Raw genomic sequence first — 20,933 nt, 5'->3', positions numbered from 1 at the left:
TTGGGTGCTAGGAGAAGTCCTCGGCTGACTTCTGCAGCATGGCCAGCCACTGCTGGCGGGCTTCGAGGGCTTCCCGGGCGTCAGCGATCTTCTTCGCGTTGCCGGCCTTCTCGGCTTTCGCCAGGTCTTCCTCGAGGGACGCGATCGTGGCTTCGAGCTGGCTCAGGGCACTGTTGGTGCGCGCCTTGGTTTCCGGATTGCTCTTCTGCCAGTGCTCATCCTCGGCGGCCTTGACGGCTTCCTCAATCTTGCGGATTCCGGCTTCCATCCGCCCCATGTCGGCACGCGGAACCTTGCCGGCCGCCTCCCAGCGGTCGCGGATGGAGTTCAGTGCCTTGCGGGCAGCGGTGAGGTCGCGGACCGGAAGGATGCCCTGGGCTTCCTTGAGCAGTTCCTCCTTGACCGTCAGGTTCGCAGCGAATTCTTCATCGATGACCTCGTTGGCTGCCTGGCGGGCGGCAAAGAACGTGTCCTGGGCGGCGCGGAAGCGCGCCCACAGGGCATCGTCATCCTTGCGGCTGGCGCGCTTGGAGGCTTTCCACTCATCCATCAGCTGGCGGTATTCGGCAGCCGTATTGCCCCAGTCGGTGGAGGTGGCCAGCTCTTCGGCACGGACAATCAGCGCTTCCTTGGCCCGCTTGGCAGCAGTGTTTTCGCTGTCCAGCTGGGAGAAGTAGGCACGGCGGTGGCGGTCAAAGACGGTGCGGGCGGAACGGAACCGCTTCCACAGGCTGTCTTCGTTGCTGCGGCCCAGGCGCGGGCCGTTTTTCTGCGCCGCCTTCCAGGACTCGAACAATTCGTTCATCCGGTTGCTGCTGGTCTTCCACTGAATCGTGGCGGGATCCTTGGCGGCAATTTCCTCGGCCTCGGCCACGATCGCTTCGCGGGCGGCAAGCTCACGGGCCTTGACGGCTTCGGCCTCGGCCCGTTCTGCGGCTTCGGCCTCCTTGATGCTCGTCCGCAGGGTCTCGATCTGCGCGTCGAGGGCCAGCACGTCGCCGACCATCTTGCGCTCGGCAACCTGCTCACCGAGGTGCTTCAGCGTCTTGAGCATGTCGGTGGTGGGAGCCTTGGCCTGCACGCGGGCCTCCAGCAGCGCAAGCTGGCTGGCGACGTCGTCGTACTTGCGCACGAAGTAGGCGAGGGCCTCGTCGCGGCTGGCATCGGGATACTGGCCCACCGGGAACTCTTCGCCGTTCACAATCAGGAAAACGTGGCCGTCTTCCTCGACCCGGGCGAAGCGGGCCGCTTCCTCAAGGGACGTCGAGCGCACCGGTGGTGCCGCAACTATCGGCTTGGGAGCGGCGGCCGGACCGCCCTCCGCAGCTGCGGCAGGCGCCGGGTGCCGGGCGGCGAAGGCTGCCGGACTGGGCGCTGCGGGCCGTTGCGTGTCGGAAGCCTCCGGGACGGGCCTGGAAACTGTTTCGTCGGATTTCTGACTGTCTGTCACCGCTAAAAGTCTTTCACTCGAGGTTTGGCAGTGTGCGAGCCCGCGCTGCCATTTACTTCAGGGTAAACGAGTCTATCGTCACCGGGGTTTTCGGCTGGCCGTCCGAGGTTTCCGCGCCGTTTTCCACAGCTCCCTGTGCGGCGACCGATTCCAGAACATCCAGCCCTGAGGTTAGCTTACCCATGATCGTGTAGCCGCCCGTATCCTGCGGAATAATCGAGTCCTTGTACACCAGGAAGAACTGCGTGCCGTGGCTGTCCGTGGTACCCGCGCGGGCCACTGCGATGGACCCGGCCGGATACACGCCGTCGGCCGGCGCGTTCTCCACCGGCCCCCACTGGTAGTTGGGGTCGCCGGCGCCGTCCCCGTTGAGCGAACCGCACTGGAGCACTCCCATGGTTTCGGCCGTGGTCAGGCGGTGGCAGGTCTTGCCGGCGAAGAACCCCGACTCAGCCAGGGACGCAAAGACGGCCACGGCCTGCGGGGCGGCGGCGCCGTCGAGTTCGACATCGAGGTTCCCGGCGCTGGTGGCCAGGGTTCCGGAAAAGACCCGGCCCTCGGCGGTCGACTTGTCCGGGATGCCCGCGGCGCTTTCGGTCGGCTCAGGCGTGGGCTCGGCAGTTGCGGCGGCTGCCTGCTGCTCGATGAGCCGGGTTTCCTCCGGCGTCGGATTGGACGAGAACCACGCAACCTGCAGGGCCACGGCAAGAGCGAGGACCAGCGCGCCGGCCGCACCGGCGAAGAGGTTGTCCCGGGTGCGGCGCCTGCCGTGGCTTTGCTGCAGGTTGCGTCTGGCCTGCATCCTGGCGATGCGCCGGCGGGTTTCGCGGTCTTGGCGGGTGGCGGCCACGGATTCTCCTGACGGAACGGTGAAACATCGGCGGCCGTGCCGGCGGCGCCGGCCCGGCGGTGGCAGTCGGTCCGGTTCGCCTTGGTGCGCGCGGAAGACCTAAAATGAGTGCCGCACTTAGTTTAGGCACGCCGGCAGGCGATTTCCCTGCAGCAGGCCGCCCCAAATCCGTAGAAGGAGCTCGCCCGCATGGCACGCAAGGCCTCACTGTCCGGTTTCCCCGAATGGCTGCCGCAGGAGCGCCTTGTCGAACTCCACGTCCTGGACGTCCTGCGGCGCACCTTTGAACTGCACGGCTTCACCAATATCGAGACGCGTGCGGTGGAAACCGTGGGCCAGCTGCTGCGCAAGGGTGAGATCGACAAGGAAGTTTATGCACTGAGTCGGCTGCAGGCCGAAGAAGGCGAGGCCGCCGGCAAGCAGGACCCGAACCAGCTGGCGCTGCACTTCGACCTCACCGTGCCCTTTGCCCGGTATGTGGTGGAGAACGCCGGACACCTGGCCTTTCCGTTCCGCCGGTACCAGATCCAGAAGGTTTGGCGCGGAGAGCGTCCGCAGGAGGGCCGCGCCCGCGAATTCACGCAGGCGGACATCGACGTCGTCGGCGACGGCGACCTGCCGTTCCGGTACGACGTCGAGCTGGCGCTGGTGATTGCCGAAGCCCTCGGCGCCCTGCCCATCCCGGACTTCAAGATCCGGGTGAACAACCGCAAGCTGGCCGAGGGCTTCTACCGGGGGATCGGCCTGCAGGACACCGCCGGTGTGCTGCGCAGCATCGACAAGCTGGAGAAGATCGGTGCCGCGCGGGTCTCCGAGCTGCTGCAGGAGGAACTGGGTGCCAGCGCCGAACAGGCCGCCGCCGCCCTGAAGCTGGCCTCCATCCGCACCGAGGACATGTCGTTCGTGGAGCAGGTCCGTGCGCTGGGTGTCTCCAACGACCTGCTCGAAGAGGGCCTGGACGAGCTGTCCCAGGTCATCGCCGAAGCCGTCAAGAGGGCTCCGGGCCGCGTGGTGGCGGACCTGAGCATCGCCCGGGGCCTGGACTACTACACGGGCACCGTGTATGAAACGGTGCTGGTCGGCCATGAAGCCCTGGGCTCCATCTGCTCCGGCGGCCGCTACGATTCGCTGGCGGCCAAGGGCAGCCGGACCTTCCCCGGCGTCGGCCTGTCGATCGGGGTGACGCGCCTGGTCATGCGCATCCTGAGCCAGAACTTCGCCGAAGCGAACCGCAGCGTGCCCACCGCCGTCCTGGTGACCCTGGCGGATGATGATTCCTGGTCAGCCGCTCAGGACATCGCCGCTGACCTGCGGGGCCGCGGGATTTCGGTAGAGGTGGCCGCGAAAGCGGAAAAGTTCGGCAAGCAGATCAAATATGCCGACCGCCGCGGCATCCCGTTTGTCTGGTTCACCCGTGAGGACGGCACCCACGAGGTCAAGGACATCCGTTCCGGGGACCAGGTGCCGGCCGATCCGCAGACCTGGACGCCGCCTGCCGAGGACCTTTCCGCGCAGGTCACCCGGGTCCCGTCCGCCTGAGGCCAGCAGCTGGCGACCGCCGGCCTGATCTGTTTTAGGGTTGCACCATGTCGCTTTCCCCCTCCGCCGCCCCGCTGCCCTGCGCCGAACTCCACCTGCACATCGAAGGCACGCTTGAACCCGAGCTGATTTTCGAGCTGGCCGAGCGCAACGGCATCCGGTTGCCCTATGCCGATCTCGCCGAGCTGCGGAGCCGGTATGAGTTCACCGACCTGCAGTCCTTTTTGGACCTCTACTACGCCAACATGGAGGTGCTGCGGACCGAGGCCGATTTTGCCGACATGACCCGTTCCTATCTGCGCCGGGCCGCGGCCGCCGGGGTGCGCCATGTGGAGATGATGGTTGATCCGCAGGCGCACCTGCTCCGCGGGGTTCCGCTGGAAACCTGCATCAACGGTGTCGCCGGAGTGCTGGCCGGAAGCATGGAGGAGTTCGGTGTCTCATCGGGACTGATCGCCGCGTTCCTGCGGGACCATCCGGCTGCCGAAGCCGAAGGCGTCCTGCGCCGGCTGCTTGCCCTGGACGCTCCCATTTTGGGAATCGGCCTGGACTCGGCCGAACTGGGCAACCCGCCCGAGGGCTTCATCGAGCTCTACCGGATGGCCCGGGACGCCGGCCTGAAATGTGTGGCCCACGCCGGGGAAGAAGGGCCGTCGCACTATATTGACCAGGCCCTGGACCTTCTTCTGGTGGACCGGATCGACCACGGGATCCGCTGCCTGGACGATTCCGACCTGGTGGACCGCCTGGTGCGGGAACGGATTCCCCTGACCATCTGCCCGCTGTCCAACGTCCGGCTGCGGTCGGTCGACACCCTGGCCGACCATCCGCTGCCGCAGATGCTGGCCCGCGGGCTCAATGTCTCGGTGAATTCTGATGATCCGGCGTATTTCGGCGGCTACGTTGACGACAATTTCCGCCTGCTGGAGCACACCTTCAACCTTTCCACGGACCAGCTCCAGGAACTGGCGGTCAACTCGGTGGAAGCGTCATTCGCCCCGCCGGCCCGCCAGGTGGAACTGCTGGACCTGATCCGAGCCTGGCGGAGGGCGCGGGACTCGGCTGACGCCTAGGGTGCCGCGGCGCGGGGGATCGTCAGCCGCACCACCAGTCCGAACCCCAGCACGATCAGCATCAGCAGGATCACCAGCGGCGGCAGGCTCAGCGCCGTGACCAGGGCGCCGGCCAAACCCACCAGGTTCACGGCCCGCGGGGTGTACCAGCGCCGCTGCTCCAGGGCATAACCGCACATGTTCGTGATCGCGGCGTGCAGCAGCAGGGCGAAACAGGCCAGGCCCAGCAGCGTCGTCAGGCTCGCCGTGAGCACCAGGAGCACGACGACGGCGCCGGCCACCGCGGCAGCGGGCCAGGGGACGTGACGGGAGCGTCCCGTGTGTCCGAACGGGCGGGGGAGGTCGCCGTCGTCGGCCATTGCCGCTGCGGTGCGTGCGCTTCCCTCAATCAGCACCCACGCTCCTGAGAGGCTGGCGGCACCCGCGGCAATGGCCACCGCGCCGGTGCCGATGCCCAGCCCCACCGCGGCCACCGGGTCGCGCAGCGGCGTGAGTGCGGCTGCCAGGGCCTCCGGCCCGGAGAACCAGGCGAGCAGCGACTGCCCCACCAGGATGTACAGGCCCAGAGCCACCAGGACCATGGCCGGAAGGACGCGGGGAACGATGCGGTCCGGCTCCCGGACACGGAAGCCCATGGCAGCCATCCGGGCATAGCCGGCGAAGGCAAAGTACGCGAAGCCCGCGCCCTGCAGCAGCCCGGCAGTCGACGTCGCCTCCTCCAGCACCCCGGGGTCCGGGGCCTGTCCGCCGGCCTCGTTGAAGGCGACCACGACGCCGAAGCCCAGCACGCCCAGGACGAAGGCCAGCACGAAACGGATGATCCAGGTGCCGCGGTCCAGGCCGAAAAGATTCAGGGCGGTCGCCGCGACAGCTGCTCCGGCGGCGGCCGGCCGGGCGTACTCGGGCAGCACATACAGGCCAAAGGTCAGCGCCAGCACCGCCGCCGACGGAACCAATGCGCACACCAGCGTCCAGCCGGTGAAAAACCCCATCTGCGGACCCATCAGGACCCGCGCCGCCGAACGCGCCGTGCCGCCTTCATTGCGGTGCCCGGCGTTGCGCAGTCCGGCGCTGAGCAGGAACGTTGAGGCCGCCGAGCAGTAGGCCACCAGGGCGGCCAGGGCCAGCGACGCGGAAAGGGCGAAGCCGGCGGCATCCGCAACTGGTGGCAGAACAACGAAAATACCGCCGCCCACCATGCAGCCGATTCCCACGGTCGTGGCGTCGAAGCCACCCAACGGCTGTTTGTCTGCGGAGCTTCCGGACACGTGCCCCTCCGATCGGTCGGGCCCGGGACATGCCTCGACCGCAGAACGGCTGCGCGGCAGTGCCTTTGGCTGGGAAAGGATGTGAACACCGGTAAACTCATGAAGAGACCTTGTATTCACAATGAGCGGGAACAGTGTTTTCCGCAAGCAATCTTGAAAGGACTGCTGTGCTGCGCACTCATGCCCTTGGTTCCCTGAGGGCCGAGCATATTGGACAGACCGTCACTCTCGCTGGCTGGGTGGCCCGACGGCGGGACCACGGCGGGGTTGCCTTCCTTGACCTCCGCGATGCCTCCGGTGTAGCCCAGGTAGTGGTTCGTGAAGAGGACGTCTTCCACAGCCTGCGCAACGAATACGTCCTGCAGATCACCGGCACTGTGCAGAAGCGGCCGGAGGGCAACGAGAACCCGTCGCTGGCCACCGGTGAAGTGGAAGTCATGGCGGACAAGGTGGTTGTGCTGAACACCTCAGACCCGCTGCCGTTCCAGATCGACGAGCACGTTGAAGTTGGCGAGGAAGCACGCCTGAAGCACCGCTACCTCGATCTGCGCCGCCCGGCTCCTGCCCGCAACATGCGCCTGCGTTCCGAGGCAAACCGGATCGCCCGCAACCTGCTGCACGACGAGGGCTTCGTTGAAATCGAAACCCCCACGCTGACCCGCTCCACCCCTGAGGGTGCCCGCGACTTCGTGGTGCCGGCACGCCTGGCTCCGGGTTCCTGGTACGCGCTGCCGCAGTCCCCGCAGCTGTTCAAGCAGCTGCTGCAGGTGGGCGGATTCGAAAAGTACTACCAGATTGCCCGCTGCTACCGCGATGAGGACTTCCGCGCGGACCGCCAGCCGGAATTCACGCAGCTGGACATTGAAGCCAGCTTCGTCGAGGAAGACGACATCATCGCGCTCGGCGAATCCGTGGTGAAGGCGCTGTGGAAGCTGATTGACGTCGAGATCCCCACCCCGATCCAGCGCATGACCTACGCCGACGCCATGGCGCGCTTCGGTTCGGACAAGCCGGACCTGCGCTTCGGCCTGGAGCTGACCGAGCTGACCGACTTCTTCAAGGACACCACGTTCCGTGTCTTCCAGGCTCCCTACGTGGGCGCCGTCGTCATGCCCGGCGGTGCCTCGCAGCCCCGCCGCACCCTGGACGCCTGGCAGGAATGGGCCAAGCAGCGCGGCGCGAAGGGCCTGGCCTACGTGCTGGTCCAGGAGGACGGAACCCTGACCGGTCCCGTCGCCAAGAACCTCACCGACTTCGAGCGCGAAAACCTCGCGGAGAAGGTCGGCGCCAAGCCCGGCGACTGCATCTTCTTCGGAGCCGGCGACAAGAGCACCTCGCGTGCCCTGCTCGGCGCCGCCCGCGTGGAGATCGGCCACCGCACCGGACTGATCGATCCCAACGAGTGGGCCTTCGTCTGGATCGTTGACGCTCCCATGTTCGAGCCGGCATCGGCCGCAGTCGCCGCCGGTGACGTGGCGGTGGGCGGCGGCGCCTGGACGGCCGTGCACCACGCGTTCACGTCCCCCAAGCCCGAGTTCATGGACACCTTCGACACGGATCCGGAATCGGCCCTGGCCTACGCCTACGACATTGTCTGCAACGGCAACGAAATCGGCGGCGGCTCGATCCGTATCCACCAGCGCGACGTGCAGGAGCGCGTCTTCCAGGTCATGGGCCTTTCGCAGGAGGACGCGCAGGAGAAGTTCGGCTTCCTGCTCGAGGGCTTCAAGTACGGCGCTCCGCCCCACGGCGGCATTGCCTTCGGCTGGGACCGTGTGGTTGCCCTGCTGGCCGGCACCGAGTCCATCCGCGACGTCATTGCCTTCCCGAAGTCCGGCGGCGGCTACGACCCGCTGACCGCGGCACCGGCTCCGATCACTGCTCAGCAGCGCAAGGAAGCCGGCGTGGACTTCAAGCCTGAGGCCAAGAAGCCCGAAGCCAAGAAGGACGACGCCTAAGGTCTTCCGACCAAGAGTCCAGTGACATGAGAAGTGCCCGGCCGCTGTTGCGGCCGGGCACTTTCTTGTTCTGCCGGCTTGTGTGTCCTGTACGGCTCCTGGTTCCGTTCGGGGAAGCCGGAACTAGCAGTGGCTGAAAGCGGTATTGCTGGACGTGCTCAGGGTGCTTCCGCTGGCATCCTGCACCCAGATGCACGGCGAGTTGTAATGTCCCCGCTGCCAGTCAAGCTGATACCCCATGGCGCCCATCTCGAGCCAGCCCTGGGCCTGATCGGCAGGAACCTGCCAGGAGTATCCCTGCTGTGTGGTGGTGGTGGATGACGCGCTGACGGCGATACCCAAGGTGGCTGAAGCCTTGGCGAAAACAGCGCCGGCCTCGGCCGTAGTGGAACCGTTGACCTCAATGCTGGTGCTCGACTGCTGGCCTACCTCGAAGGACAGCGTCCCGCCCGCGGCTCCGTAAACACGCTGATTCGGATTGGACACGTAGGTTTCATAGGCCTGAACCTGGTATTCAGCCGATGCATCCGCGGTTTCGCTGCCCGCGGTGCACACCGCGGGACTGACCGCCGCGGGGGCAGCTCCGAAGCCGGCCCCGTTTGTTGCGCCTGCCCCTCATCCGCGGAAGCCATCGGTGCTGCTGCCGCCGAGATGAAAGCCGCGGTCGAGGACAATCAGGGTTTTCGGAATAATTTTCATCGTTCAATCTCCAGACAGGTCATTGATCCAAATGATTATTCAGGTTCGGTAATGTTGTAGACCACAAGCCAGTACTCAGCGGAATTCACATCGTTTACGGTCACGGTCGACGGAATGCTCTCTGCGGTCACCGGATATTCGTAGGATGCCAGGTTCGGGCTATTGCAGCGGTCCCCGCCGGTTGACGTTACGGGCTTACCTTCAGCATCCAGGAACTGGACTTTATAGGCCTCCGCCTCGTTGCAGGTGAGGAAGGTCTTGAAAGTTGTTCCTGGCTCCATGTCGGGCAACTCAAAGGTGCTGGGCCCGGTCGAGGATTCCTCAAGCAGGATGCTTCCGTTCTCCGGTCGAAGCTGGGGTTCCGTTTGAAAATAGGTCTCGATGCTGACCGGGTCTTCCGCTCGAAAAAGCTCCGCTTTGTCGGGATCACCGCTTGCGGGTGTGTTCGTCCCGGCCTCCGGCGCCGAATTTCCCGGAGCCGGTGAGGGGGAGTCGCTGCCGGCGGCAACGCCGGGCTGGTCCAGGGAGCTGCATCCTGCGAGCACCAGGGCCAGTGCCATTGCGGGTAGGACCGCTGCCCGTGGAATCGAAAAACCCGCATGCGTCCCAGCGGGTCGGACGGTGTCTGAAGGATCGCGGACATTGCGCGGTCTCATCATTTCGGCTACTTCCTTTCGAAGTAATCCGAAAGACGTTAGTCGCTTTCATTCGCGAGGTAAAGGTTTGGTAAACGAAAAATATATATTGATTTGCATGTACTCGTATTTCCTGCCTCATATCCTTTAGCCGCGGACCATAATCAGGCCAGTCCACGCACGGGTTTGAAGAATGCTCTGCGTCGTATAAGACGCCGTCCGGATCAATACAAGTAGTTCTCCCGCGGCGATTGACTTCCGGTGAAGGCAGCCGCCTGCCCTCCGGCCGACTGGCACCTCACGAGCGCGACGGCGAGCGACCCGTTTGCCGAAGAATGACTCGCATCGAAGCGGCTTGGAGCTCCTTGCTCGGATGCTTTGGTGGTGTGTGGGGGAGAGCCATTGGGGCGCTGGCGAGGCTGTTGTCCAAGTCATCGCTTTGGTTGTCCCGTTGGGGGAGCGGCTTACGGGCATTAGGGACGAGGTGCATCCTCATGATGTGTCTCTGTGACCTGCTCCACGGGCACCGTCAAGACCGTGCGATGCCGCAGAAGCCCCATCGCGGCGTCTTCGCTTGAGCACCCGGTAAAGCGGCGGGGCAGCCTAGCGGCTGTGGTCGGCGGGGTCGGTTTCGTCCGAGGACAGCGACTCCAGGCGCCGGAGGTCTTCGGGGTGCAGCCCCGGCTGGTCTCGGACAGATTCCAGAAGCAACCGCATTTGCCGCTGTAGGGCCGGCCCATGTTCCGGGCAGCCCTGTTCCTGAACGTGGGCGGTGAGCATCCGCAGGACCCGCAGCATGGCCCCGGCCACCTCGGGCTGGTCCAGGCATTTCTGGCGGAGCTGGTCAAAGGCGTGGTCGATGTATTCGTTATGGTCAAGGTTCCACGGCTGCACCAGGACCCGCCCGGCGTCATCGGTCAGTGCCTGAGGCGCAAGCGGCGCAGTCAGGACCACCCGCAGCAGGCTTCCCAGCCTGAGCAGAACCTCCACGGCCGTGGTGGGGTCATTGACGGCCTGGCTCAGGGCTCGAAGGCCAATGTCCACGAGCTGCCGAACAGAGAAGTCGACGTCCTGGAGCATGGTCCGAGCATCGGTGACATCAACGGACCGGGCAAGGTGTTCCCGGCTGCGTTCCGACGGCGCCGGCCACACGGTCAGCAACGGCTCGCCGGCATGGATGTAAGCGCCCACCCGGGTCTCCACCCGGATCCTGGTCCCGGCCGGAACTGCCCTGAGCAACCCGCCGGGCGATAGCTGGCTCACCCATCCGCTGACCGGGCAGGGGATGACAGCGGCGTCTTCCGGGACAGGGAAATCTTCAGGGTCCGCGGGACGCAGTCCGGCGGGCGCACGGTCCAGGGATGCAACGACGGATTGGCCTTCGGCGGCAATGACCCGCGCCAGGTTGCCGACCTGCAGCCCCCTGGCCAGATGATCCAGATGCACGATGATGCCTGCCACGGTCACCACCGTCAGAACAACCGCCACCGTCAGGGAAATGCGCGGTGCGGGGTCGGTGGGCTCCCCGCTGAGGGTCGGCAGGATCAGGATGCAGTAAAAGAACGTGCCCACCAGAAGCCCGATAACCCCTTGGCTCAACCGGTCACGGATGAACGAGCGCATCACACGCGGGGAAAACTGGTCGCTGGCCAGCTGCAGACTGACCACGGTCAGCGAGAAAACGACGCCTACGGTGGTGATCATGGCACCGGCCACGGTGGCCAGCAGCCAGGTCGCGGCGTTGCTGCTCATCGCCAGCGTCAACGGCAGACCGGTGTCATGGCCGAGGGCTCTGTCCAGGGCAGCGGCGCTAAGTGCCAGCGCGATTCCGGCCAGCATAACCAAGGCCGGAAAGAGGAACAGGCTTTCCTTGAAACGGTAGCGTGCGGCGGCAATGTTCATGCCCGCTGCGGTTCTCTGATGGGCAACCACCGGGTGGGCTCCTTATCTGCCGCGCAGCAGGTCAGCTGCGATCTGTGACATCTGGTTTTGACTCACAGCTGTGAAGCCGCCGGCACTGCATCAGACCCAGAGACCTTGAGCTGCTCCGCCAAGCCCGAGAGCAGGATAGTCAGTCCTTGATCGAGCTCCGCAGCGCCGTCGTACTCGGCAAGGACAGGCCCCAGCGCCCGCAGATGAGGAAACTCTTTCACCGGCAAGTGGTGCAGTCCCAGGCGCAGGGTTGCTTCGTTTTCGTCAGCGTCCACGACCAGTTCCTGAAAATCATTCAGGATATGCCCGTAGACGAACCCATAGAAGGCGCGGTAAACGTGCAGCGCATCGGTTGGTTCGAAGTCGGCCTCAATCAGCAGCCCCAGAATCTGCTCCAGCGGCCGCAGGGTTCCCAGCGGGCGCAGGCCCAGCGGGGTTGACAGGGGCCTGGTGACCAGAAGCGGCACCGTATTGGGGTGACGCAGGGCCAGGAGCCGGAGGTCATGGGCAATCCGGCGCAGCTGGACCTGCCAGTCTGGATCGTCCGCAGAGAGGGACAGTTCATTCATTACGGCCTCGGTGACCCCATCCAGCAGGGCTGCCCGGTTCGCTGCGTACCGGTACAGGCTCATCGGATCGCACCCCAGTTCCTGGCCGAGCCGGCGCATGCTCAAGGCCTCCAGACCGTTGGCATCCACCAGTTCCAGGGCGGTCTTGAGTACAAGCTCCCGGCTCAGCCGCACCTTCCGCGGCCCGGTCGAGGTGGGTTGTTCTTTCGGGGATGCCATCGAGGATCCGTCCTGGTCGTTTGGATCGGGCCTGCTCACCGAATGACAAGCAGCCTTGCTTGACAGCAAGTCTACGCCTGGAGTCTACAGTGTAGAGAATTGGTCTGCGGATTATAAGCAGACAAACAGCGCAGACAATACCTTGCTGTCGCCGACCTAATGGTCTCGGGTCCGACAAAGGCCACCCGTGCTCCCATCGGCAACGACTAAACCGTATTTCCGGTGTTTACTGCCGGATTTGATTGGCGGCTCACCCGCGACCAGGCGAAGGAACTTCAGCGAGAACTGGCAACCATAGTCAGACGGTACGCCAACCAGGCCCAAGGCGTCGGACCCACGAGCGAATACCTCCTGCACTTCCAAGCTCCCTGAATGCCCGACTGTTGCTCCTCAAACGAGCCACGTATCGCTGCGGCTCGGCTGGGGATTCTCGAAGCAAGAGAGTGGCGCCAAGCTGGCGCGGTGATCGATCGTCCTACGGGGTACTCGAGACCATGTTTGACTGATCGTTCAGTCATGGGTAGTCTGAGTTTATGGCTGGTGTAGCAAAATTTGATCGGACAGCGGTGTTGCTCAGTGCGGCGCGCGAGTTCGCTGACCGCGGATACGAAGGCACATCGATCACGCAACTTGTCACAGCGACCGGCTTGCTCCGCGGGAGTCTCTACGGTTCCTTCGGGAGCAAGTCGGAACTGTTCCGGCTTGCGTTGCATGAGGCGGTATCCGAGGACAGTGATCGCGATCTCGTCCTCGACCTAGTCACCGTCGCACTCCGGGAACGTGCCGCGCACGATCCCGACGTCGCCCAGCTCGTCAGGGACCGCCTTGCCGCGCTCGACGGGACAGGGATGCCAGCTAGTGAGCAGATCTATCGTCGGTTGACCACTCGGGCAGGTATTCAACCCAGCGAACTTTAACTCCCGGCGACCGCCGGAGCAGAACAGAGGAGAAACTATGGCCACGGCAAGTATTTCCGGTGACGATCTGGTCGTCACGATCAAGGGAATCCGCAAGCTCGGTACGATGAAAAGTGAACTGTCCATCCCGCTCGCGAAGGTGCGAGGCGCAACCTTCGATCCCGCTCTGTCCACCGGGTGGCCCGGCCTCAAGAACGCGAAGCAGTGGCCGGGCATCAAAGTTCTCGGGACCGATGCCTATGGTCGTTACCTTGGCGGCACCTTCTCCCAATAGGGAGAACGCGTCTTCTGGGATGTTGCCAAGCCCGAGAATGCGATTGTCATCACCGTTGAAAACGACGAGTTCACCAGGCTCATCATCGAAGTGGAACACCCGGAAGACACCGTGCGCCAGATCGAGGCCGCCCTCGCCCGGCGAGCCTGACCGAAGGGAAAGCGACTACCGATGTCATCGAGATTCAACAATAACGCGATAGACCCATTTGATAGGCCCGCCGCATGCAAGGTGATGGCCTCGAATGCCCCTAGTGCGGGGGAGTCTGGAAATGAAGCACGAGCTGCTTTGAAGACTTCCAGCGACTCTCTCGTATGCTCCCAAGTTCCTCAGCGTTGATCCGCACTGGACATAGCCGAAAACTCAGTTGCTCAAACCCTGGTGCGGTTTAGGCCACCACTGGGCCATCTGAATTCACGCCGGCTGAGTGCCGCCGCCCTGCGGCGATCACCCCAACCGGATTCTTTGGAATGAACTTGTTCACGAGTGCACCCTATCTGCTAAGGCAGTCCGCCAATCCACGGACATCGTCGGCCTCTGCGTCTAGGAGCAAAAAGAACAATCATGATTCCCCTAGGATCAGCCGAGCGGTTGAGCTTCCGGCGGTGAGGTATTTGGGGTTGCGCCGTCCGTCGCATGATGTGGTTCGATGGACTCACGTCCCGTCCCACTGAGGAAGGCCCGCTCATGCATGGCTCCTTATTCCGCCGCGTCAGGTCAAGATCGATGATGCGGCATCGTTCGTTGGCACCACGCCGGGGGTGATCCGTGACTACCACGAGATTGGCCTGCTGCCCGAGCCCGAGCGGGACAGCGACGACCGCTGCCGATACGGCTACGAAGACATGATCCGGCTGCTGTGGATCCAGAAGATGGCCGACGCCGGGATCGCCTTGGACGACATCCGTGACGTCTTTGCTGACACGGCTCTTGCCGGTGCCGCCAGCGGCCGCGACGACACGGTCGTGCAGCGCATGCGCACCCCGGATGGCAGGATGGGTCTACTCTCCGACTTCGTCACCGGCCGCCTCAAGGGCCTGCCCGAGGGCTCGCTGCGCCAGGCGGACCTGGACAACCTGCTGGTCATGGAACGGATCTTCGGCCCGCTCGGTGCGGCCGTCAATGCCGGCCGTTACATCGCCTTTGCCACCCACCCGGGTTTGCGGGAGGAATCCGACCGCGTTGATGCCGCCGAAGAGGCACTCGATGACACGGTCGCCGTCGACGACCCCCGCGTGGCACAGGTGGCTGCCAGACGGCACGCCTTCGAGCTGGTGCTGCAAGCCGTCATCGAGGACTCCGGCCTGGCGCAGAGCGACGAAGCGCTCTTCGACTCTTGGGAGGCATTGCGCCCCGCTACCGCTGATGAAGGTGAGGACGAGGTCGGCCAAGGCGCCGGCAGAGGGGAAAAGCGCGTGAGCCTCATCGAGGCCATCGGAATGATGCCCTACGACTTCTCTCCGGCCCGCCTGCGTTGCATGGAATTGGTCCAGGAACTTGCCGCCCACGAGTCACCCGCTTCTTAAAACAAGGCCTGGTGTCCTGGCCGAGAAAGTGTCCGCCAAGGGATCCCCACCGGCACGGAAGTTCCGACCAACATCGGTTGTTTGGCGGAGGCTCTCCGCGTCCGACTCACCCGGCACCGGCTTGTCGGAAACACTTCCTGGGTGAACGACTCTAGGCCTGCGATCCGGTAAATGCTGGTCGCCTACCTGCCCTCAACGCCCTTTGGTGCACTTGATTTCGCCCAAGTAGCCCTTTGGTGCACTTGATTTCGCCCAAGTAGTTGCGCAGGGACGGCAAACGGAATCCAATAGCCCAATGACGAAAGATCCCGGCACGACCACATCAAAACCACCAACCGGGCTGAAGCGGGCAATTGGTACACCGCTGCTGTTCGCGTTTATCGTGGGCGACACCCTCGGCGCCGGCATCTACACCCTCGTAGGTACCATGGCGGCCGATGTCGGTGGCGCGATCTGGATACCCCTGCTGATCGCACTGGTCGTCGCGCTGCTCACCGCCGCGACATACGCGGAACTGATCACCAAGTACCCGCACGCCGGAGGAGCCGCGCGCTACGCCGACCGGGCTTTTGGCATCCCCTACGTGTCATTCCTCGTCGGCTTCCTGATGATGGCCTCCGGAATCACCACAGCCGCTGCCCTGGCGAACGCCTTCGCGGGCGATTACCTCACGGTGCTCCTCGACGTGCCAGCCGCCCCCGCAGCGGTCGTGTTCATCATCTTGCTGACCTTGATCAACCTTCGCGGCGTCCGAGAGTCCCTCACCGCAAACCTCGTAGCTTCCATCATCGAGGTAACCGGTCTCGTCATCGTCATCGTCGTCGCCGCCATCGTCCTCGCCTCCGGCAACGGAGACCCATCCCGGCTGCTTGAGTTCGCACCGGACGTACCGCCGTTCCAAGGCGCCTTCGCCGCATCGATCGTCGCCTTTTTCTCTTTCCTCGGCTTCGAGGCGGCAGCAAACATGGCCGAGGAAGTGCGCAACCCGTCCAAGGCATACCCCCGCGCACTGTTCGGCGCCATCTGCACCGCAGGGGTCGTCTATCTCCTCATCGCTCTCGGGGCGGTCATCGTCATGCCCCCGGGTGACTTGGCCGAGTCCACCGGACCTCTCCTCGAGGTTGTTGCCGCCAGCGAAGTCGGAATCCCGCCGGGACTATTCAGCCTCATCGCCCTGGTCGCCATTGCCAACGGAGCACTGCTGTTCATGGTGATGGCCAGCCGTGTGGGCTACGGATTGGCGGAAGCGGAACTGCTCCCTCGGGCCTTTGCCCGCGTGCTGCCGGGCCGTCGCACCCCCTGGGTCTCCATTGTTGTCGTTGCCGCATTGACGATCGTCCTTACCCTCACCGGAAATGTCTCCTCATTGGCCGAAACCACCGTGCTGCTCCTGCTCCTGGTGTTCCTTTCTGCCAACGTCAGCGTCCTCGTCCTCAAAAAGGACAAAGTCGATCACGACCACTTCACAGCCCCCCGGTTCGTGCCGATCCTCGCGATCATTGCGAGCGTCGCCCTCCTCACACAACAAACCGGGACCATCTGGCTCGGCGCCGCCGCCTACATAGTGGTCGGATCCTTGTTGTTCCTCGCTGCCCGGGCCGGACGCAAACGCGAGCAACGGTTGAGCGCCAGCTAAGTCGCGGCACGCCCACTGCTGGGGATTCAAAGGGGAGCGGTGGAGTTCGACGGCGATCTTCTGCCTGCCAGGAGGGACCGTGCTGGCCGCAGGTCCAGAGCAAACTCGCTGCAGCGAAAGACGCGTCCTTCCGGCTGAAGTGAACTGAAATGAACTGACGCGGCACACCGTTCTGCCCCGGCAATGAAACGGGGAAGCCGTCTTCCATATATGATAAGCACGCTTAGGACTGACCGGACAACAGCCGGAATGCGGACTGCTCCCAGCCAAAGGCGGAGGATCGGATCCGGTGATGTTCGTTAATATGACATGGACTTTGTCCGCCGATATGAGAGTGAATTATGGAAGACGCCCTTATGACGGGTACCAGCGTGGATTCGAGTGCGAAAGGCAAACACCGGCCAGCTGGCCCGGCCCGCCAGCGGCATCTCAGCGACTTCACCGCTTTGACCCGGCAGGTTCAGGAAGCCGGCTATATGCGCCGGAATTACGGCTATTACTGGGCCAAGCTGATCGGATTAACCCTGATGGGCCTGGTGCTGGCCCTGGCTTTTATCCTGCTCGGTGACACGTGGTGGCAGATGGTGACAGCGGTGGTGCTGGCGTTGTTGATGACACAGATCGCGTTTCTGGGCCACGACGCCGCACACCGGCAGATCTTCGTGTCACCGAAGTGGAATGAGTGGGTCTCACTGATCGTGGTTAATCTCTTCGCCGGCATGGGCCTTGGCTGGTGGAATGCAAAACACAGCAAGCATCACGCTGCACCGAACAAAATCGGCGTGGATCCGGACATCGCTCCCGGCGTGCTGGCATTCACCCCCGAGGCGGCCGAAGCGCGCACGAACCGTTTGACGCGCTGGCTTGCCACCAAACAGGGTTACTTTTTCTTCCCGCTACTCCTGCTTGAGGGAGTCAACCTGCACGTGCAGGGCATCAAGCGGGTACTGGGTAAGGGGCGGATCAAGCGGCGGTGGGTGGAACTTAGCTTCATCGCTGTGCGTCTGGTCAGTTATGCGGTGCTGGTCTTCCTCGTGCTTTCACCGGGGAAGGGCGCAGCGTTCATCGGCGTCCAACTCGCCGTTTTCGGGCTGTATATGGGGATTGCCTTCGCGCCGAACCACATCGGCATGCCGATCGCGCCGCGGGACGCGGGCATCGATTTCCTGCGGCGTCAGGTATTGATGAGCCGCAACATCACCGGAGGCCGGTGGGTGGATACCTTTATGGGAGGACTGAACTTCCAGGTTGAACACCACCTGTTTCCCTCCATGTCCCGCCCGAATCTGCGAAAAGTCGCCCCGCTGGTCCGCCAGCACTGTGATCAGCTGGGGGTGCGGTATACCGAAACCGCGTTTGGCCAATCCTTGAAGGACGTCACCGCCTATATCAACAAGGTGGGCCGCGGCGGGGTCGATACGTGGGCATGCCCACTGGCCAGCACGCACCGCGTGTAAGTTCGGAAACTCTGCCGCGCCTGCGGTGCACTGCTTTATTTCGTGAATATCGTAAAACCGGATCGCTCCTAAGGGGGTGATCCGGTTTTGGTTCCGGCGACCAGGGGATCGCCCACAGGTGCTTTAGGGCGAGTCATGAGCACATTAACGCAAGTTGCCCTTTTGTCGTTTTCCCGCCGAGGCCATGGTCATCGGCGTGTGACCGGAATCGTCATGCCGGCGGCTCATCCCGGCACACAGAACAAGGCCGATCCGAGGGCTCGCGGGCCAAAGAGCCAGAAGGGATGCGGGTTGCCCCTACGATCAAGTTGTGAAGTTTCGACCGACATCCTTCGATGACCTTGCACAGCTGCGCGCCTGGGTAAGTACCAAGGAAGAAATGATGCTGTGGTCGGGGCCAACGTTCACCTGGCCTCTCACGGACCGACAACTGCGCACTTATCTGGGCAATCCACAACGACGGTACTGGTCCGCGGTGGATCCTGACAGTGGTGAGATGACTGGCCATGCATCGCTGCTGGTGGACCAGCCTGCCCGAATGATGAGATTGGGCTACATCATTGTGGATCCACAGCGCAGGGGCCAAAGCCTGGGACGTGAACTGGTGCAGCACACCACACGGGCTGGCTTCCGGCTCACCGGCCTGCCGACAATGAAACTGCACGTCTACGCTCACAACACGCCGGCCCGCTGCCTCTACGCCAGCCTTGGGTTCCAGGAAACCGGCGTGAGCTTCCGCGTTAGCGACAATCAGGATGCGCTTGAAATGGAAGTATGCCGCAGCGAGGTACTTGCCGCCGAAGCCCTCGAACGCAGATAGGCGCATTTAAACCGTATTTTGCTCGAGTCAGAATTCTCTGAGGATTTTGCTGAACAACACATACTCGCCGTCCTGGCCCGTGGTCTCATAGCCCGCGCCCTGATAGAGCAGGCGTGCCTGGTTGGTGCGGTGAACACCGAGCTCCGCAACGCGGGCTCCGCTTGGGCAGACCCTCTGTTCGAACGCATCCAGGAGGAGCCGGCCGAGTCCTTGGCGACGACGGCTGCCGAGGACATTGATCGAGACCAGGGTCGCGGTGTCACCATCGAGGCTCCACATCGCATACCCGAGGGGATGTCCGTCTGCATCGACGCAGAAGAGCGTCTGGGGAAGGCACTCGATCCAGAACGCGAGGTTCAGGTCCAGGGCTGCCAGCCACCCCTGGTGCGCATCCGGTTCAATGGCCTCGATGTACTCGCGCTCCTGGCGGAAAATGAAAGGCAGGTCGCTTACTTCCGCGAGTCGAAGGCGTGTCGGGACAGTCATGGAGATGAGCATCTCACATCGGGTTCATGTGCGTTCACGCCGGAAGTCACAGTGATTTTAGTGGTCAGCGTAAGACCTGTCCCAGTGAAGGACCGGCTGGCCGGGCGGCAGGGCTATTTTGGGTGGCATCGCTCAGGCGTCAGACACTTCGGTGCCAGTCGGTGACTTCCGGGTGCGCTGTGAATCCTGCCGCCAGGTAGGTGGCGACGGCTCCCGCGTTAGAGGTCTCCGCGCAAACAACGGCGCTGGATGATCCCATTTGCCGGAGCTCGTCGACTGCCGCCTTTGTCATGACTGTGCCGTATCCGCGACCGCGGTGTTCCTGATGTACTGCCAGCGGTTCGATCAGTCCAGGACGCCCTTCGCCAGCCGACCACACCGCGGCGACGGCGACGACCTGACCGTCACGGCATCGCAGGGACAGTATGCGCGCGAGGTCGAGAAAGGGGCTTTCCGCAGCTAGACGCCATCCGTCCACGAAATGTTGGATGCGCTCGTCCGGGATCGGGGTGCCTCGGAAGGCCGACCAGTGCACAGCCACCCACTCAGCGGTGTGACCTGGTTCCACGGTCTCAATGACGAAGCCCGACGCCTTGGGAGATGCTGCCAGATCGTGGTGGAGCGGTGTCCACGGTTCGTGGGGCGCCCAATCGTTCTGCGCAAGCTGCTCGATCAAGGCAACCGCACCGCGCGCCTCGATAGTTGCTGCTCCTGCGCCGAGGATTCCGGCCATCGGGTTGTTGACGTCAGCAACGATGCGAAGGGCAAGGCGTGCATCTTGGCGCCGCGTCGGATCAATGGCGAACCGCAACAGCTCGGGACCGTCGAGAAGGGCAATGGCAAGGGTCGTGTCGCCCTGAGACCACACGCGCGTCGCAGCGGCAGTGGCGGCTGGCCCTCGCAGGGAGTACCAGCCCAGATCGCCTGGGTGTAGCTGCAGCGGTTCCCTGTCGTGCTGCCACTTCGCCAAAACGCTGCAGATCTCGCCGAGCTCGTCTACACCTGGTGTTCGCAGGACAACGTCCATGATCCCCCGTTTTTCTTCTCCAAAATGCTCCAGTTCCCAAGGCCCGGGAAGTATTTATCCGGTAGAGGATCCTCAGTGTGGAGCGTGGTTCGCTAACCCGTCCGCGCTGATGGGGTTCGAGAGACTGAACTCGCAGTACTTTCCGGTCAGTTCCCCGCCGACGCTGAACTCGAGCCGAAGCGTCCGAGCCTCAGCAGGGGGAGCCGGTGTGTAGACCCAGAGCGCGTCCCACTCCATACCGCTGCCGGCCGTTTGGCCTCCTGACCGCCGGTACTCGGTGCCAATATCATCAGATACAACCGTGGTGATCCCCTCAAAAACGGCGACGCCAGGCATCGGAGGCGGGTTCTCAGATCGGTCTGATCCTGCAGCTTCACGCCGCTTCCACCACTCCTCGAGTCCTCGGTTGAAACGGCCGTCCCGGGACATTGTCTCTTTCCCACGCACTCCGCTGAGGTGCACGTGGATGCCCGGCTCTCCGGCGCTGACACCGACGAAGTCTGGCGCGTCTTTGAACTCAACACCTGCAAAGCGAACGTCGATACCATCGCTGGTTCCGACCACAAGGTCATGAGGCGCGTGCGTGAGTGCAATCATG

At 63.7% G+C, this 20,933-nt stretch carries 19 protein-coding genes; 9 read left to right on the top strand and 10 right to left on the bottom strand.

Going from position 1 to position 20,933, the window contains the following annotated elements; all coding sequences use genetic code 11:
• Positions 1 to 7: 7 nt before the first annotated feature.
• Together QNO08_RS10725 and QNO08_RS10720 are read right to left on the bottom strand one after the other, a co-directional pair.
• Positions 8 to 1,450 carry a DUF349 domain-containing protein gene (locus tag QNO08_RS10725; RefSeq protein WP_229965505.1) on the bottom strand — a complete coding sequence of 481 codons (1,443 nt, stop codon included), beginning with the start codon at positions 1,448 to 1,450 and terminating at the stop codon, positions 8 to 10.
• A 52-nt stretch (positions 1,451 to 1,502) separates the two neighbouring features.
• Positions 1,503 to 2,300 (bottom strand): peptidylprolyl isomerase, encoded by a 798-nt coding sequence (locus QNO08_RS10720; RefSeq protein WP_229965506.1) that lies wholly within the window; start codon positions 2,298 to 2,300, stop codon positions 1,503 to 1,505.
• Positions 2,301 to 2,489: 189 nt separating this feature from the next.
• On the opposite strand from QNO08_RS10720, the gene hisS reads away from it, so the two are divergent.
• Both hisS and QNO08_RS10710 read left to right on the top strand, forming a co-directional pair.
• The gene (hisS, locus tag QNO08_RS10715; RefSeq protein WP_229965508.1) at positions 2,490 to 3,839 is read left to right on the top strand and encodes a histidine--tRNA ligase; all 1,350 of its coding nucleotides are present in this window, start codon (positions 2,490 to 2,492) and stop codon (positions 3,837 to 3,839) included.
• A gap of 47 nt (positions 3,840 to 3,886) precedes the next feature.
• Complete coding sequence (locus tag QNO08_RS10710) at positions 3,887 to 4,912, top strand: adenosine deaminase (protein WP_229965509.1); 1,026 nt, start codon at positions 3,887 to 3,889, stop codon at positions 4,910 to 4,912.
• Here QNO08_RS10710 and QNO08_RS10705 read toward each other — a convergent pair.
• Positions 4,909 to 6,180 carry an APC family permease gene (locus QNO08_RS10705; RefSeq protein ID WP_229965510.1) on the bottom strand — a complete coding sequence of 424 codons (1,272 nt, stop codon included), beginning with the start codon at positions 6,178 to 6,180 and terminating at the stop codon, positions 4,909 to 4,911. The two genes, QNO08_RS10710 and QNO08_RS10705, sit on opposite strands and share 4 nt — an antisense overlap.
• 167 nt (positions 6,181 to 6,347) lie before the next feature.
• On the opposite strand from QNO08_RS10705, the gene aspS reads away from it, so the two are divergent.
• Entirely contained in the window at positions 6,348 to 8,138 is a 1,791-nt protein-coding gene (gene aspS / locus QNO08_RS10700; protein ID WP_229965512.1) for an aspartate--tRNA ligase, read from the top strand.
• A gap of 123 nt (positions 8,139 to 8,261) precedes the next feature.
• On the opposite strand, the gene QNO08_RS10695 is transcribed toward aspS, so the two are convergent.
• The 4 genes from QNO08_RS10695 to QNO08_RS10680 all read right to left on the bottom strand — a co-directional run bounded on the left by QNO08_RS10695 (position 8,262) and on the right by QNO08_RS10680 (position 12,192).
• The gene (locus tag QNO08_RS10695) at positions 8,262 to 8,624 is read right to left on the bottom strand and encodes a hypothetical protein (RefSeq protein ID WP_229965513.1); all 363 of its coding nucleotides are present in this window, start codon (positions 8,622 to 8,624) and stop codon (positions 8,262 to 8,264) included.
• 248 nt (positions 8,625 to 8,872) lie between these two features.
• A complete protein-coding gene (locus QNO08_RS10690) occupies positions 8,873 to 9,397 on the bottom strand; it encodes a hypothetical protein (protein WP_229965514.1) in 525 nt (174 codons plus the stop codon).
• 678 nt (positions 9,398 to 10,075) lie between these two features.
• A complete protein-coding gene (locus QNO08_RS10685; RefSeq protein WP_229965516.1) occupies positions 10,076 to 11,404 on the bottom strand; it encodes a DUF2254 domain-containing protein in 1,329 nt (442 codons plus the stop codon).
• A gap of 62 nt (positions 11,405 to 11,466) precedes the next feature.
• Complete coding sequence (locus QNO08_RS10680) at positions 11,467 to 12,192, bottom strand: TetR/AcrR family transcriptional regulator C-terminal domain-containing protein (RefSeq protein ID WP_229965517.1); 726 nt, start codon at positions 12,190 to 12,192, stop codon at positions 11,467 to 11,469.
• A 533-nt stretch (positions 12,193 to 12,725) separates the two neighbouring features.
• On the opposite strand from QNO08_RS10680, the gene QNO08_RS10675 reads away from it, so the two are divergent.
• The 6 genes from QNO08_RS10675 (at position 12,726) to QNO08_RS10650 (ending at position 18,822) form a co-directional block, all read left to right on the top strand.
• Positions 12,726 to 13,109, top strand: a complete 384-nt coding sequence (locus QNO08_RS10675) for a TetR family transcriptional regulator (RefSeq protein WP_229965518.1) — start codon at positions 12,726 to 12,728, stop codon at positions 13,107 to 13,109.
• 37 nt (positions 13,110 to 13,146) lie between these two features.
• Positions 13,147 to 13,383 carry a hypothetical protein gene (locus QNO08_RS10670; protein WP_229965519.1) on the top strand — a complete coding sequence of 79 codons (237 nt, stop codon included), beginning with the start codon at positions 13,147 to 13,149 and terminating at the stop codon, positions 13,381 to 13,383.
• Positions 13,384 to 14,084: 701 nt separating this feature from the next.
• On the top strand, positions 14,085 to 14,909 hold the full coding sequence (locus tag QNO08_RS10665; protein ID WP_284155664.1) for a MerR family transcriptional regulator: 825 nt from the start codon (positions 14,085 to 14,087) through the stop codon (positions 14,907 to 14,909).
• Positions 14,910 to 15,204: 295 nt separating this feature from the next.
• Positions 15,205 to 16,545, top strand: coding sequence for an APC family permease (locus tag QNO08_RS10660; protein WP_229965522.1), 1,341 nt, complete (start codon positions 15,205 to 15,207; stop codon positions 16,543 to 16,545).
• Positions 16,546 to 16,886: 341 nt separating this feature from the next.
• Complete coding sequence (locus QNO08_RS10655) at positions 16,887 to 18,002, top strand: fatty acid desaturase family protein (RefSeq protein WP_284155588.1); 1,116 nt, start codon at positions 16,887 to 16,889, stop codon at positions 18,000 to 18,002.
• 310 nt (positions 18,003 to 18,312) lie between these two features.
• Positions 18,313 to 18,822, top strand: coding sequence for a GNAT family N-acetyltransferase (locus QNO08_RS10650; protein WP_229965525.1), 510 nt, complete (start codon positions 18,313 to 18,315; stop codon positions 18,820 to 18,822).
• A 27-nt stretch (positions 18,823 to 18,849) separates the two neighbouring features.
• Here the strand turns inward: QNO08_RS10650 and QNO08_RS10645 are convergent, their stop codons facing one another.
• The 3 genes from QNO08_RS10645 to QNO08_RS10635 form a co-directional block, all read right to left on the bottom strand.
• Positions 18,850 to 19,308, bottom strand: a complete 459-nt coding sequence (locus QNO08_RS10645; RefSeq protein ID WP_229965526.1) for a GNAT family N-acetyltransferase — start codon at positions 19,306 to 19,308, stop codon at positions 18,850 to 18,852.
• A 139-nt stretch (positions 19,309 to 19,447) separates the two neighbouring features.
• Positions 19,448 to 20,335, bottom strand: a complete 888-nt coding sequence (locus tag QNO08_RS10640; protein WP_229965528.1) for a GNAT family N-acetyltransferase — start codon at positions 20,333 to 20,335, stop codon at positions 19,448 to 19,450.
• A 72-nt stretch (positions 20,336 to 20,407) separates the two neighbouring features.
• Entirely contained in the window at positions 20,408 to 20,932 is a 525-nt protein-coding gene (locus QNO08_RS10635) for a hypothetical protein (protein WP_229965529.1), read from the bottom strand.
• Position 20,933: the final 1 nt, after the last annotated feature.

Origin of the sequence: Arthrobacter sp. zg-Y820 (assembly GCF_030142155.1) — a bacterium.
In the GTDB taxonomy this organism is placed as follows: Bacteria; Actinomycetota; Actinomycetes; order Actinomycetales; family Micrococcaceae; genus Arthrobacter_B.
The sequence above is the reverse complement of the archived record's forward strand: the minus strand, read 5'-3'. Positions and strand labels throughout refer to the sequence as shown.